The sequence below is a fragment of the Bradyrhizobium sp. IC4059 genome (assembly GCF_020193615.1).
Classification (GTDB): Bacteria; Pseudomonadota; Alphaproteobacteria; order Rhizobiales; family Xanthobacteraceae; genus Bradyrhizobium; species Bradyrhizobium yuanmingense.
This window is the reverse complement of the sequence record NZ_JADYVH010000018.1, coordinates 20468-34147: the sequence shown is the minus strand read 5'-3', so window position 1 is coordinate 34147 and position 13680 is coordinate 20468. Positions and strand designations below refer to the sequence as shown.

The window sequence follows — 13680 nt, the reverse complement described above, 5'->3', positions numbered from 1 at the left end:
AAGACCGGGGGAAACTCCGTCCGATCAGCCCGGGAAACAGGCGTTGAGTGACGTCAAGGACTGGCCACTAGGCCGTTCTATGGATACTTCAGTCGGCGCGGTTCGCCCCGGAGACAGACATGCGTGCGATGGTGTTGCCGGCCCCACGAGCGCGGCTCCAGATGGAGGAGCGGCCTGACCCGATGCCGGGCGAGGGTCAGATCCGGATGAAGATCAGCGCCTGTGGTGTATGCCGGACCGATCTTCATCTCGTCGATGCCGAGCTGCCCGGCATCCGCTATCCGATCGTGCCTGGCCACGAGATCGTCGGCCGGATCGACCTCATCGGCGCGAATGTGACGACACATGCGCCTGGTGACCGGGTCGGCATTCCCTGGCTCGGCTTCACCTGCGGAAAATGCCGCTTCTGCCGCGAGGGTATGGAAAACCTCTGTGATGCACCGCTGTTCACCGGCTACACGCGCGACGGCGGCTACGCGACCCACACCATCGCCGACGCACGTTACACTTTTCCGCTCGGCGAGGCCGGCAGCGATGTGGAGATTGCGCCCCTGCTGTGCGCGGGGTTGATCGGCTGGCGCTCGCTGGTCCTGGCTGGCCCCGCCGAGAGGCTGGGCCTCTATGGCTTCGGCGCCGCCGGCCACATCATTGCGCAAGTCGCGGCTTGGCAGGGACGCTCCGTCCATGCATTCACGCGCCCTGGCGATGCCGCTGCACAAGATCTTGCCCGCCGTCTCGGCGCTGTCTGGGCGGGGTCATCGGACCAGGTGCCCGACGAGCCGCTCGACGCCGCGATCATCTACGCGCCAACCGGCGAGCTGGTCCCGGCGGCGTTGCGCGCCGTGCGCAAAGGTGGTCGCGTCGTCTGCGCCGGCATCCACATGAGCGACATTCCAAGCTTTCCGTATGATCTGCTGTGGCAGGAACGGCAGCTGGTCTCGGTCGCCAACCTGACCCGGCAGGATGGCCTCGATTTTCTCAAGGTCGCGCCGCAAGCCGGCGTGCGGACCGAGACGACGGCGTTTCCGCTCGATCAGGCCAATGAGGTCCTGACCATGCTGCGGAATGGCCAGATCCTCGGCGCGGCCGTGCTGACGCCCTGATGGTGCTTGCCATGTCCGCTTCGATGAAGGATGACACGGCGGCTCAGGAGCGCATCTTTCTGATGCTGACCGACCATCCCGGCGTGATGCGCATCGACACGCATGCCGCCTCGGTGTTCCTGGAAGCAAAGCGTGCGCTGAAGATCAAGCGCGCCGTCCGGTTTCCCTTCCTCGACTATTCGACGCTCGAAAAGCGCAAGGCGGCCTGCGAGGAGGAGATCCGGATCAACCGGCCCCTGGCGCCGCAGATCTATCGTGGTGTCGTGGCGATCACGGAAGAGGCGGATGGATCGGTGAAGGTCGAGGGCGCCGGCCGGCCGATCGAGTATGCGGTCGACATGTCGCGCTTCGACGAAAGCAGGACGTTGGATCATCTGGCCGAGGCCGGCCCGCTGGACGCGAAGCTTGCCTCCGCCGCCGCCGACGCCATCGCGGCGTCGCACGCGGCGGCGCACGCGGCGGCGACACGCGCCGACGGAAAAGCATGGGTCTCCTCCATCCCGGCCCTGATCGACGGCAACACCAATGGTCTGCGGGCCGGCGGCCATTTCAGCGCAGACGAGATCGAGCAACTCGCCAACGCTTCGCATGCGGCCTGTCTGCGTATTCGTCCCCTGCTCGCAGAGCGCAGCCGCCGGGGCTTCGTGCGCCGCTGCCATGGCGATCTGCATCTGGCAAACATCGTTATGATCGATGATCGACCCGTGCTGTTCGACGCGATCGAGTTTGACGCGCAGATGGCGACGGTCGACGTGCTCTACGATCTCGCATTCACGCTGATGGACCTGTTGCAGCACCACCAGCCGAGCGCGGCAAACATGGTGCTGAACCGCTATCTCGCCGCGACGCCGGCGGACAATCTCGATGCGCTCTCGACCCTGCCGCTGTTCATGTCCATCCGGGCGGCGATCCGCGCCCAGGTGGCGCTGGCGCGACTGAAACCGCCGCACTCCGACGATCCCGGCATCGTCGACCAGGCACGGCGTTATTTCGACCTCGCCGGGACGCTGATCCGTCCTCCTGCTCCGCGTCTGATTGCGGTCGGCGGACTGTCCGGCACCGGAAAGACCGCCCTGGCGCACGCGCTCGCGCCGGTCGTGGCACCGGAGCCGGGCGCCGGCGTGCTGCGCAGCGATCTCGTCCGCAAGCAGATGTTCGGGGTCGAAGACACCCACCGCTTGCCGCCTTCAGCCTATACGCCGGAGGTCACGGCCCGCGTCTATGACACGCTGGTGCAGCAGGCCCGGCGGGTGCTGGCGCAGGGCCATTCGGCGATCGTTGACGGCGTATTCGCGCGCGAGGACGAACGCGATGCGATCGCGGCGCTGGCGCGCGAGTGCAACGTGACGTTGAACGGGCTGTTCCTGGTCGCAGACCTTGCAACCCGGCAAGCGCGCATCGGCGACCGCCGGGGAGACGCATCGGACGCCACGCCGGAGGTTGCCGCGCTGCAAGAGCACTATAATATCGGCCATGTCGGCTGGGCGACCATCGATGCATCCGGGACACAGGAGCAGACGCTTCAGAACTGCCGGAACGTCATCGCTGAGGGGCAAACAAGGCAATCAGACTAATGCGGGCAAGGAAGTCGCGATCCACCACGCGCTCGACGGCAAATGCGCATGCCAAGCCGGCAACGCGGCGCAATGTCCTGCCGGCCCGCCTCAGCCCCGGCATGGCCTGCGACACGGCCTTCCGCATCATCGCCCGCCGACACCTCGGCGCGGTGATCGCTCAGCACGACGGCACCTGCCGCGGCGATCCGGATGCGCTGCACCAGATCCGGATCGCACTGACTCATCTGCGGACTGCCATCCGCTTCTTCTCGCCAATGGTCGACGATAACGTGCGACCGGAAGTCTGGGCCGAACTGAAATGGCTGAACAGTCAGCTCGGCATGGTGCGGGACCTCGACGTGGCCATCGAGCGGATCGTCGCAGAGAGTAGCGACGAGCTCGCGGTGGTCGCCGAGCTTCAGCGCTGGGACGAAAAACGCGCGGAGAGCCATCGGCTGCTGGCGCGTGCGCTGCAATCGGCGCGGTATCGCCGCCTGGTCGAGCAAACCTCGACGTGGATCGAAAGCGGCCCCTGGTCGACCCGCCGCAGCAAGGAAGCGATCCGGTTGCGCCGCTGCACCCTCGCCGACCATGCGACGGAGCGGCTGACCGAGTGGGAGACGACGCTGCTCAAGAAGGCCCGTAAGCTGAAGAAGCTCGATGTCGAGAAACGTCACAAGCTGCGGCTCCTCAACAAACGGATGACCTACTCGGTCGAGTCGCTTGCGGATCTGTTCGCCGATGGGGCGGCGACGAAACAGAAGTCCATCCTCAAGCAATTGCGCAAGGCACAACGGTCGCTTGGTCAATTGAACGACGATGCCCGCGGACAAGCGCTGGCGGCATCGTTGAATGGCGCCGGGATCGAGGCCAGCAATCGCTTCCTCGATCGCAAACGCGAGAAGAAGTTGTTGCGGAAGGCGTCAACGGCCTATCGCAAATTGGACAAGGCCAAACCGTTCCGCTCCTCGGATCTCACGCCGAGATCGGAGCCGGAGGCTTAGGTGTGGACGTAGTCCCCCGGCGCATCCGGCAGGCCGAGGGCGTCGCCAAGTCCGATCTGCGGCGGATCGCAGGGGGCGCCGGAACGTGCCGCCAGCCAAGTGGTCCATTCCGGCCACCATGAGCCCTCGACGCGCGGGGCCAGCTTCAGCCATTCATCCGCACCGACATAGGGCGCATCGGCAGCCTTGGTCAGCACCTGATAAAAGTGGCCCTCCTCCTGCGGAGGCGCCACGACACCGGCATTGTGACCGCCGCTGGTCAACAGGAACGTCACGTCGGCATCGACCTGATAATGGATCTTGTAGACGGATCGCCAGGGCGCCACGTGATCGGCGAGCGTGCCGACCACGAACATCGGTGTGTGAATGTCGGACAGCGAGACGCTCCGGCATTCGACCCGATAGCGACCTTCCGCCAGATCGTCGTTCAGGAACAGCTTGCGCAGATACTCCGAGTGCATGCGATAGGGTAGCCGCGTGGCGTCGGCATTCCAGGCCATCAGGTCGCTCGGTGGCGAGCCGTCGCCCATCAGATAATCACGCGAGAGCCGCGACCAGATCAGCTCGTTGGAGCGCAGGAGCTGGAACGCGCCCGCCATCTGTGTCGTGTCGAGATAACCGCGCTGCCACATCATGTCTTCGAGGAAGGCAACCTGGCTCTCGTTGATGAAGAGCGTCAGTTCGCCGGCCTCCGTGAAATCGGTTTGTGCGGCGAGAAGCGTGACGGTGCCGAGACGGCTATCGCCGTCCCGCGCCATGGCCGCCGCGGCAATCGACAGCAACGTCCCGCCAAGGCAATAGCCGAGCGCATGGATCTTCCGGCCCGGCACGATCTGCCCGATCATGTCCAGCGCGGCCATCACGCCCAGCTTGCGGTAGTCGTCGAAGGCAACATCCCGATCGTTCGCATCCGGATTGCGCCAGGAGATCGCGAAGACGGTGAAGCCCTGAGCGGTCAGGTATTTGACCAGGGAATTCTGCGGCGACAGATCGAGGATGTAGTACTTCATGATCCAGGCCGGCACGATCAGAATCGGCTCCGGTCGCACCTGCGCAGTCGTCGGATGGTACTGGATCAGCTCGATCAGGCTGTTGCGGTAGACGACCTTGCCGGGCGAAGCCGCCACCGTCTTGCCAACGACGAACTGATCCTCGCCGGCCAGCTTCGAGCCGGAGAGCAGGCGCATCAGGTCGCTGCACCAGTTCTGCCAGCCGAACACGAAGTTCTCCCCGCCGCTTTGGAACGCTTTTTCCAGCACCTGCGGATTGGTGGCGGCGAAGTTCGAGGGCGCCAGCATGTCGAGCATCTGGCGCATCGAGAACTCGACGATGCCCTCATTTGCGTGCGACACGCCGCGTATGCCGGTCGTGGCATCGTGCCACCAGCGCTCGGTGAGCAGAAACGCCTGCGCAAGCAGATTGAACGGCGCGGCTTCCCATTGCCGGTCCTTGAAGCGGCGATCCCGCGCCTGCGGCCGAATGACGGACCATGGTTCTTTGGATGTCGCGTGAGCGGCAGCTTCCAGGAAGCGGCCTGAGTCGCGGAAGATATTGCGGAAGAGCTCCATCTGGTGCTGAGGCGCCGCCGCAAGATGCGCGCCCCAGTCGAGCCAGGCGAGCGACAAGGCAACAGGCGAGATTCCGCCCGTGAACCGCGCCAGCATGGCATGAAACGCGCGATCGAGTGGATACGAATCCGTTGTTTGCGGGCAAGTGCAGTCAGCCGGCGTGCCTGCGACCCTTTCGGAAATCCCGGCAGCCGGCCTGGTAGCGGGAGCTTGCAGCGGCGCTTCGGCCCGTGGGAAGATCTTCACGACGCTCATGGCTCATTGTTCCTGCGGGCTTCTGTTCTACGCCTGCGGCAGGATATGGCGACGCTTCCGGTGCGCGTTGAGCTGCATCAAATCGCGGCACGGATCAAAATCGGTCAATCAAGGCAAGCTTTCTCCGCTTGACCTGAGTCAAACCGCACCCCGATGGATTCACTAGGCTTTGTCCATTGAAATTGACATGCCAGCGGAGTTGTTCATGCGCGCCCACCAGATCATGACCCGGTCGGTCATCTCGGTTACCCCCGACACCAGCATCGTCGAGGCCGCCAATATCATGCTGAAGCGACATGTGAGCGGCCTCACGGTGGTCGACGCTACCGGCAAGCTGGTGGGCGTGGTGTCGGAAGGAGATTTCATCCGCCGCAGCGAGATCGGCACCGGGCGCAAGCGCGGGCGCTGGCTGCGGTTCATCCTCGGTCCGGGCAAATCCGCCAGCGACTTCGTTCACGAACACGGCCGCAAGGTCTCGGAAGTGATGACCGACCTGCCCGTAACCATCACCGAGGATACGGCGCTTGCGGAGATCGTCGATCTCATGGAGCGAAACAACGTCAAGCGGCTGCCGGTGGTGCGCGGCGACAAGGTCGTCGGAATCGTGTCCCGCGCCAACCTGTTACAGGCCGTGGCCGGGCTCGCCCGCGAAGTGCCGGATCCGACCGCGGACGACGACCACATTCGCAGCCGCATCATCGACACCATGGAGAAGAACGACTGGTGCCCGTTCGGGCTGAACGTCATCGTCCGCGACGGTATCGTTCATCTCAGCGGCGTCATCACCGAAGAGCGCGCTCGGCAAGCCGCGATCGTCGCCGCGGAAAACGTCGAGGGCGTGAAGAAGGTGCACGATCATCTCTGCTGGGTCGACACCATATCCGGCGTCTATCTCAACTCGCCCGAAGACGACGAGCTCGCCAAAGCGAGCTGATCGCCGCGGAGTTCAGCTCGGAATGACGGCGGTGGCTTCGATCTCGACGCGCGCCGCCTTCTCGACGAGGCGGACGACCTGTACCAGGGCCATCGCTGGATAGTGCGTTCCGAAGACGTCGCGGTAGATCCTGCCGAGCTCCTTCAGATTGGCCAGGTACTCGTCCATGTCGACGACGTACCAGGTCAGGCGCACGAGGTGCTCGGGCCGGGCACCGGCCTCGGCCAGGATCGCTGCGATGTTGTCCAGGGTCTGGCGCACCTGCGCGACGAAGCCGTCGGCGAGACGCTCCTCGGCGTCCCAGCCGATCACCCCGCCGGTGACGACGATGCGTCCTTCGGCAGCCATGCCGTTGGCATAGCCCTTCGGCAGCGGCCAGCCTGACGGCTGCAGGATCTGCGCCTTGGTGCGCGTTCCATCCTCGGCTGCGGTCGGCAGGACCGCGAGTTGCGGGCATTTCGGCGTCGTCACAGACAATTCTCTATCCTTCTCTCATTCCGCGGCGACGCCTGAGGACGTCACTGCAGCCTGCGCCAGCTGCCGCAGGGCAAAGCGCTTCAGCTTGCCGGTCTCGGTCTTCGGCAATTGCGCGACGAACTCGATGGCGCGCGGATATTTATACGGCGCGATCTCGCGTTTGACGTGCTCCTGCAACTCGGCCACGAGCTGAGCGTCAGGGGTCACGCCGGGCGCGGCAATGACATAGGCTTTGACGATCATGCCCCGCGCCTCGTCCGGCGCGCCGACCACACCGCATTCGGCGACCGCCGGATGCGTAAGCAGCGCCGCTTCGACGTCAGTTCCTGCGATGTTGTAGCCGGCCGACACGATCATGTCGTCGGAGCGCGACTGGTACCAGAAATAGCCGTCGCTATCCATCAAATAGGTGTCGCCGGTGATGTTCCAGCCGTTCTGGACGTATTTCCGCTGCCGCTCGTCGGCCAGATAGCGGCAGCCGGTCGGCCCGCGCACGGCGAGAAAGCCCATCGTTCCGGGCGGCACGTCGCGGCCCTCATCATCGACGATCTTGGCTTCATAGCCCGGCACGGGCTTGCCGGTGGCGCCGGGGCGGATCTCGTCCTCGGTCGCGCTGATGAAGATGTGCAGCATCTCGGTCGAGCCGATGCCGTCCATCAGCTTGATCCCGGTCGCCTTAAGCCAGGCATCGAATGTCGGCTTGGGAAGGGTCTCGCCCGCAGAGACGCATTTGCGGAGCGAAGAAATGTCGCGGCCTGCGAGCTTGCCAAGCATGGCGCGGTATGCGGTCGGCGCCGTGAAGCAGACCGTGGTCTTGTACTGCTCGATCGCATTCAGAATGTCGTCCGGCGTCGTCTTCTCCAGCACAACGAAGGAGGCGCCGATATGCATCGGAAACAGCACGCCGCCGAAGCCGAAGGTGAAGGCGAGCGGCGCCGAGCCGATGAAGCGATCGTTTTGCACGGCGCGCAGAATGTTGCGCGCATAGCCGTCACAGACCGCGAGCATGTCGCGATGGAAATGCATGGTGCCCTTGGGATCGCCGGTCGTGCCCGAGGTGAAGGCGATCAGGCAGATGTCGTCGGCGGCGGTATCGACCGCCTCGAACTCCGGGCTGACATCGGCGATCAACGCTTCCAGCGAATCCGCCGCGCCATTGCCCCAATAGACGACCCGCTCGAGACCGGGCGCAGCAGCTTTCGCCTTCTCCATCTCCTCGGCGAGCTTTCCGTCGCACAGCGCCAGCGTGATCTCCGCCTTCTGGATCGGATAGGACAGCTCCTTGGCGCGCAGCAGCGGCATCGTCGCCACGCAGATTCCACCGGCCTTGATCACCGCGAGATAGGTCGCAACCATCATCGGATTGTTGGCCGAGCGCAGCAGCACACGCCCGCCGCTGACGAGACCGAGCTTGCCAACCAGCACATTGGCGATGCGGTTCACCAGCGCCTGCAGCTCGCGATAGGTGTAGCTGACGGCCGGGCTGATGACGCAAGGGGCATCGCCATGGCCCTGCTCGACCCAGCGATCGAGGAAATAGCTGACGCAGTTCAGTCGCGGCGGATAGTTCAGCTCCGGCCGCGTGAAGATGAATTCGGGCCAGAGCTCGCGCGGCGGCAGATGTTGCCGCGCGAACGTATCGACATGGGCCGTCGCGGCGCTGCCGTCAGACGAGCCCGTCCCTTGAATCTTGGCGGCGTTGGCCATCGCACGCTCCTTTCAGCATGGATTGCACCCGGCAGCACGATCTGGAAAACATTTTAGGCTTAAAACAATTCGGCGCAATAGGGGATTTTGGGCATCCCGTGCTTTTTCATGCGGCAAAGGGTGTCGGGCTGTCGCGCCCGCAGGCTACGGCCGGCGGCGGGCGGCCGATTTCTGCGCGGACGCCTTGGTCTTGGCGAGGAGGCGCATCAATTCGCGCACATCCTTCGGGGAGAGATCGGCGAACAGATCGGCGATCCAGGTCTCGTGCTCGGCGGCCATCCTGCGGAACTCGGCACGCCCGAGCTTGGTCAGCCGGATCACCTGGACGCGGCGATCGGTGTCTGAGGTCCGCCGGTCGAGATGGCCTGATTCCACCAGGCGCTCCACGAGCCCGGTCACATTGCCGTTCGAGACCATCATGCGCTTGGAGACATCTGACAGGGTCATGCCGTCAGGCGCCTTGTCGAGCTGTGCCATCAGGTCGAAACGCGGCAACGTGACGTCGAACCGCTGCCGCAGCCGGCCGCGCACCTCGCCCTCGATCAGCGTCGTGCACGTCAAGAGCCGCAGCCACAGCCGAAGCTCTTCGGCGTGGTCCTCCGGTGTTTCGACAACCTTGGTCTCGGAATCGAGCATGTCGATGCAGTCACTCACGGCCGGCCATGGCGCGGGCACGGAATCCCCAACGTTTTGAGCTTCAAATAAATCCGCGTCGGCCGCAAGTCCAAAGCTGCAACAATCGACCGCACGCCAGTTTCTTTAGGCTTCAAATAATTGGCGCGCAGCTTGCATGCATCGCTGCTCGCACGATGCGACGCCCCGCGCTCGGCTTGCCGGGACCGCCGTCATCGGCATAAGCTTTGGATTGGAGTACGTGGCTTGCAGCGCAAGCCAATCGTCACGAGGGACAGATCATGAAGACGAAAATAACCTTGGCCGCAGCTGCGATGCTACTCGGCACCGTGGTGACCCCTGCCCTCGCCCAGGAAAAAATCAAGCTGGGTGTGATCGTGACCCTATCGGGGCCCGCCGCAGCGCTGGGCCAGCAGGTTCGCGACGGCTTCGCGCTCGCCGTGAAGGATCTCGGCAGCAAGATGGGTGGCCGCGATGTCGAGGTCGTCGTCGTCGACGATGAGCTGAAGCCGGATGCTGCGGTGACCAAGGTGAAGGGCCTTCTGGAACGTGAGAAGGTCGACTTCGTGGTCGGGCCGATCTTCTCCAACATCCTGCAGGCCATCCACCGGCCCATCACGGAGTCGAAAACCTTCCTGATCAGCCCCAATGCCGGTCCCTCGACCTTCGCCGGCAAGGATTGCAACCCGTTCTTCTATGTGACCTCGTATCAGAACGATCAGGTGCACGAGATCCTCGGCAAGGTCGCGCAGGATCGCGGCTACAAGCGGATGTACCTGATGGTGCCGAACTATCAGGCGGGCAAGGATTCGGTGGCTGGCTTCAAGCTGGACTACAAGGGCGAGATCGTCGAAGAGTCCTACATGCCGTTGAACACGTTGGATTTCCAGCCGGAGCTCTCCAAGATTTCCTCGCAGAAGCCCGATGCACTGTTCACATTCATGCCGGGCGGCCTCGGCGTCAATCTCGTCAAGCAGTACCGGCAGGCCGGGCTCGCCGATACTATTCCGGTGCTCTCGGCCTTCACGGTCGATGAATCGACCCTGCCGGCACAGCAGGATGCGGCGGTGGGCATGTTCGGTGGCGCGAACTGGGCGCCCAATCTCGACAATCCCCAGAACAAGAAGTTCGTTGCCGCCTATGAGGCCGCCTACAACAGCGTTCCCGGCACCTACGCCTTCCAGGCCTATGATGCCGCGATGCTGATCGACAGCGCAGTCAAGGCCGTGAAGGGCAATCTCTCCAACAAGGAGGCCGTTGGCGCCGCGTTGAAGAAGGCCGACTTCACCTCGCTGCGCGGGGCCTTCAAGTTCAACAACAACAATTATCCGATCCAGGATTTCTACCTGACCAAGGTCGCCAAGCGTCCGGACGGCAAGTTCCAGACCGAGATCGTGCAGAAGGTCTTCGAAAATTACGGCGACCGCTATGCCAAGGACTGCAAGGCGTCGAACTGAGCATGATCCGGACCCGAAGGGCCGCACTAGCGCAAAGTGCGCAGCGGTTTTCCGATGAAGATCATGCTCTGACAATAGCCGCGCAGCGCGCTACGGGAGGACTGCAATGAAGAGCGAAATCACCGGCATCACGCGGGCCAATGAAGGAATCCAGGGCATTTCCTGGAACATCCTCGGCCAGACCTACGTGCCGAAGAGCTACGCGGAGAACAGCTTCTCCTGGCACGCGACGCTACCGCCGGGCACCTTCGTGCCGCCGCACATTCACCCCGACCAGGATGAGTATCTCTATATGCTGGAGGGCAAGCTCGATTTCATGCTGGGCAATTCGGAGGCGCAGGCCAGTGCAGGCGACCTGATCCGCCTCGGCATGGGCGTGCCGCACGGCATCTTCAACAAGTCGGAGCAGACCGCCAAGGTGCTGTTCTGGGTCTCGCCGAGCCGCAAGCTGTTCGACCTGTTCTGGGGCCTTCACAACATGAAGGAGCAGAAGCCGGAGGACGTCGTGGCGATGGCTGCCGAGTTCAACATCCACTTCCTGCCGCCGCCGCCCGGCGGCTAGCAGCCTGTCTTAAGCGCGCACCGCCGCGAGTCCCGGCACCGCGGCGAAGCCTGCCTTGGTGGCATAGCCACGCACGATGGCCTCGCGCTGGGAATAGCTCAGAACGTTGTCGACATTGTCGAAACCGTCGGGCGCGAGCTGCTCGACGGCGTCGATGACGCCCTCCGGCCCGCCGCGCCGGTTGGAGCGGACGATCTCGGCCGTCATCGGCAGACGCTTCTTCTCGTATTCGAGCAAGGCCTGACGCGGGTGTTCGGCGCGCACCAGCACATCCGCAAGACAGCGCGCGTCGAGAATAGCCTGCGAGGCGCCGTTCGACCCCACCGGATACATGGGATGCGCAGCGTCGCCGAGCAGCGTGACCCGACCCGATGACCAATAGGGCAAGGGATCGCGGTCGCAGGTCGGATATTCGTAGAATTCGGGCGTTGCCGAGATCAGGCTCTTCACGTCGATATAGGGCACCGAGAAGCGTGCCACGTGCGGCATCAGCTCCTCGCGGCGGCCCGGCCGCGACCAGTCTTCCTTCCGCGGCGGCGGCGCGTTGCCCTCGCCCACCTTCACCAGCACCGCCCAATTGGTCAGGCGGCTCGCCGGGCTCGATCCTTCCGCGATCGGATAGATCACCACCTTGGCATTGAGACCGCCGGCCACGATCATCGATTTTCCGGTGAGAAACAGCGGCCAGTCGCGCGCACCGCGCCACAGCATGAGGCCGTTCCAGCACGGCGGCCCTTCGTTCGGAAACAGCGTCTCGCGGACGCGAGAGTGAATGCCGTCGGCGCCGATCAGGATATCGCCGCGCGCGGTGTGGACATGGGTGCCGGCGCGATCGAAGAAGTAAGCAGTGACGCCGCCCTCGTCCTGCGTGAAGGCGCCGAGCCGGCAGCCGGTGTGGATCGCCTCGCGGCCCAACCGCTCCTCAACGGCGCGATGGATAACGCCCTGAAGGCGGCCGCGATGGATCGAGAATTGCGGCACGTCGTGGCCGGCGTCGATGCCGCGAGCTTCGCGCCAGACCTCCTGGCCATGGCGGTTGAGATAGTAGAGCTGATCGGTGCGGATCGCGACCTCGTCGAGCTTCTGCAACAGGCCGAGGCCGGCCAGCTCGCGCATGGCATGCGGCAGCGTGTTGATGCCGACGCCGAGCTCGCGAATGGTGTCGGCCTGCTCGAAGATCTCGCAATCCAGGCCGCGCGAGCGGAACATCAAAGCCGTCGTGAGACCACCGATACCGCCACCGACGATAATCGCCTTCATCGCCCTAACTCCACTCGAACCGCAGGCAATGGGTTAACGTCGCACGGGCGGTCACTCCGCCGCAAGCGGCTTTGTCACCTCCGCCTTGAGCTCGGCCCGTGTCTTGGGCTTAGCCTTAATTATCAGCTCCTCGAGATCCTGCCGGTCGCGGAACCCGAATACATGCGCATCGGCGACATCACCGCGCGATTGGCGAACTTCATCTCACGCAGGCGGCAATCAAATTATTCTAAGCCTAAAATAATCTCCCGCAAGTCCCCCTATTCGCTGGATTGGCTGCAGATAATTGCGACCGGCTCAGTCGCCCCTGAAGACCGGTTTGACCTTGTTGGCGAAAGCCTCGAAGGCGCGCTCGAAATCCGCCGTTGTCATGCACAGGGCTTGAGCCACGGCCTCCGCCTCGATCGCCTCCTCCACCGACATCGCCCATTCCATGGCCAGCATCCGCTTGGTCATGGTGTTGGCGAAGGTCGGGCCTTCCGCGACCTGCTTGGCCAGAACCTGCGCCTGGGGCAGCACCTGCTCTGGCGTGACGATGCGGCTGAAGAAGCCCCAGCGCTCGCCCTCTTCCGCCGTCATGAACCGGCCGGTGTAGAGCAGCTCGGAGGCGCGGGACTGCCCGATGATCCGCGGCAGGATGGCGCAAGCGCCCATGTCGCAGCCGGCCAACCCCACCTTGTTGAACAGGAACGCCACCTTGGCCCCGCTCGCCGCAAGGCGCATATCAGACGCCATCGCGATGATCGCTCCGGCCCCGGCACAGATACCTTCGACCGCGGCTACGATCGGCTGCGGACAGGCCCGCATCGCCTTGACGAGGTCGCCGGTCATGCGCGTGAAGGCGGTCAGACCCTTGGTGTCCATCTTCACCAGCGGGCCGATGATCTCGAACACGTCGCCGCCGGACGAGAAATTGCCGCCGGCACCCGTCACGACGATGGACTTGACCGCGTCGTCGAAGGCGCAGGCGCGGAAGAAGTCGGTCAGTTCCCGATAGCTCTCGAACGTCAGCGGATTCTTTCGTTCGGGACGGTTGAGCGTGACCGTCGCAACGCCGTCGACCGCGGCGAGCAGGAAATGCTGCGGTGAGTAATCCGCAAGCGGCACGGTAACGGGATTGGCTGGTCTGCTCATGGGATCTCCTTGGCTTTCTTTTTCCGCGCC

The 13680-nt window shown here is 64.0% G+C and carries 12 protein-coding genes; 6 read left to right on the top strand and 6 right to left on the bottom strand.

What is annotated here, in order from left to right:
- The first annotated feature begins 119 nt into the window (after nucleotides 1–119).
- Genes I6F12_RS34605 through I6F12_RS34595 form a run of 3 tightly spaced genes read left to right on the top strand, consistent with a single transcriptional unit; the run spans nucleotide 120 to nucleotide 3663 of the window.
- On the top strand, nucleotides 120–1103 hold the full coding sequence (locus I6F12_RS34605) for a zinc-dependent alcohol dehydrogenase family protein (protein ID WP_225158322.1): 984 nt from the start codon (nucleotides 120–122) through the stop codon (nucleotides 1101–1103).
- Between the two features lie 23 nt (nucleotides 1104–1126).
- Nucleotides 1127–2677 carry a bifunctional aminoglycoside phosphotransferase/ATP-binding protein gene (locus tag I6F12_RS34600; RefSeq protein WP_225158365.1) on the top strand — a complete coding sequence of 517 codons (1551 nt, stop codon included), beginning with the start codon at nucleotides 1127–1129 and terminating at the stop codon, nucleotides 2675–2677.
- Complete coding sequence (locus I6F12_RS34595; RefSeq protein ID WP_225158321.1) at nucleotides 2677–3663, top strand: CHAD domain-containing protein; 987 nt, start codon at nucleotides 2677–2679, stop codon at nucleotides 3661–3663. The genes I6F12_RS34600 and I6F12_RS34595 overlap by 1 nt, the downstream gene beginning before the upstream one ends.
- Here I6F12_RS34595 and I6F12_RS34590 read toward each other — a convergent pair.
- On the bottom strand, nucleotides 3660–5486 hold the full coding sequence (locus I6F12_RS34590) for an alpha/beta fold hydrolase (RefSeq protein ID WP_225158320.1): 1827 nt from the start codon (nucleotides 5484–5486) through the stop codon (nucleotides 3660–3662). The genes I6F12_RS34595 and I6F12_RS34590 overlap by 4 nt on opposite strands.
- A 205-nt stretch (nucleotides 5487–5691) precedes the next feature.
- Between I6F12_RS34590 and I6F12_RS34585 the strand changes: the two genes are divergently transcribed.
- Nucleotides 5692–6420 (top strand): CBS domain-containing protein, encoded by a 729-nt coding sequence (locus tag I6F12_RS34585; RefSeq protein ID WP_225125662.1) that lies wholly within the window; start codon nucleotides 5692–5694, stop codon nucleotides 6418–6420.
- Nucleotides 6421–6432: 12 nt separating this feature from the next.
- On the opposite strand, the gene I6F12_RS34580 is transcribed toward I6F12_RS34585, so the two are convergent.
- The 3 genes from I6F12_RS34580 to I6F12_RS34570 all read right to left on the bottom strand — a co-directional run bounded on the left by I6F12_RS34580 (nucleotide 6433) and on the right by I6F12_RS34570 (nucleotide 9240).
- The gene (locus tag I6F12_RS34580; RefSeq protein ID WP_193374967.1) at nucleotides 6433–6897 is read right to left on the bottom strand and encodes a RidA family protein; all 465 of its coding nucleotides are present in this window, start codon (nucleotides 6895–6897) and stop codon (nucleotides 6433–6435) included.
- 15 nt (nucleotides 6898–6912) lie between these two features.
- Entirely contained in the window at nucleotides 6913–8604 is a 1692-nt protein-coding gene (locus tag I6F12_RS34575; protein WP_225158319.1) for a benzoate-CoA ligase family protein, read from the bottom strand.
- A gap of 144 nt (nucleotides 8605–8748) precedes the next feature.
- A complete protein-coding gene (locus I6F12_RS34570) occupies nucleotides 8749–9240 on the bottom strand; it encodes a MarR family transcriptional regulator (RefSeq protein WP_036007554.1) in 492 nt (163 codons plus the stop codon).
- Nucleotides 9241–9518: 278 nt separating this feature from the next.
- On the opposite strand from I6F12_RS34570, the gene I6F12_RS34565 reads away from it, so the two are divergent.
- The gene (locus I6F12_RS34565) at nucleotides 9519–10694 is read left to right on the top strand and encodes an ABC transporter substrate-binding protein (protein ID WP_036028956.1); all 1176 of its coding nucleotides are present in this window, start codon (nucleotides 9519–9521) and stop codon (nucleotides 10692–10694) included.
- Between the two features lie 106 nt (nucleotides 10695–10800).
- Nucleotides 10801–11256 (top strand): cupin domain-containing protein, encoded by a 456-nt coding sequence (locus I6F12_RS34560; protein WP_036007559.1) that lies wholly within the window; start codon nucleotides 10801–10803, stop codon nucleotides 11254–11256.
- A 9-nt stretch (nucleotides 11257–11265) separates the two neighbouring features.
- Here the strand turns inward: I6F12_RS34560 and I6F12_RS34555 are convergent, their stop codons facing one another.
- A complete protein-coding gene (locus tag I6F12_RS34555; protein ID WP_036007562.1) occupies nucleotides 11266–12516 on the bottom strand; it encodes a flavin-dependent oxidoreductase in 1251 nt (416 codons plus the stop codon).
- 297 nt (nucleotides 12517–12813) lie between these two features.
- The gene (locus I6F12_RS34550) at nucleotides 12814–13650 is read right to left on the bottom strand and encodes an enoyl-CoA hydratase family protein (RefSeq protein ID WP_036007565.1); all 837 of its coding nucleotides are present in this window, start codon (nucleotides 13648–13650) and stop codon (nucleotides 12814–12816) included.
- Nucleotides 13651–13680 lie beyond the last annotated feature (30 nt).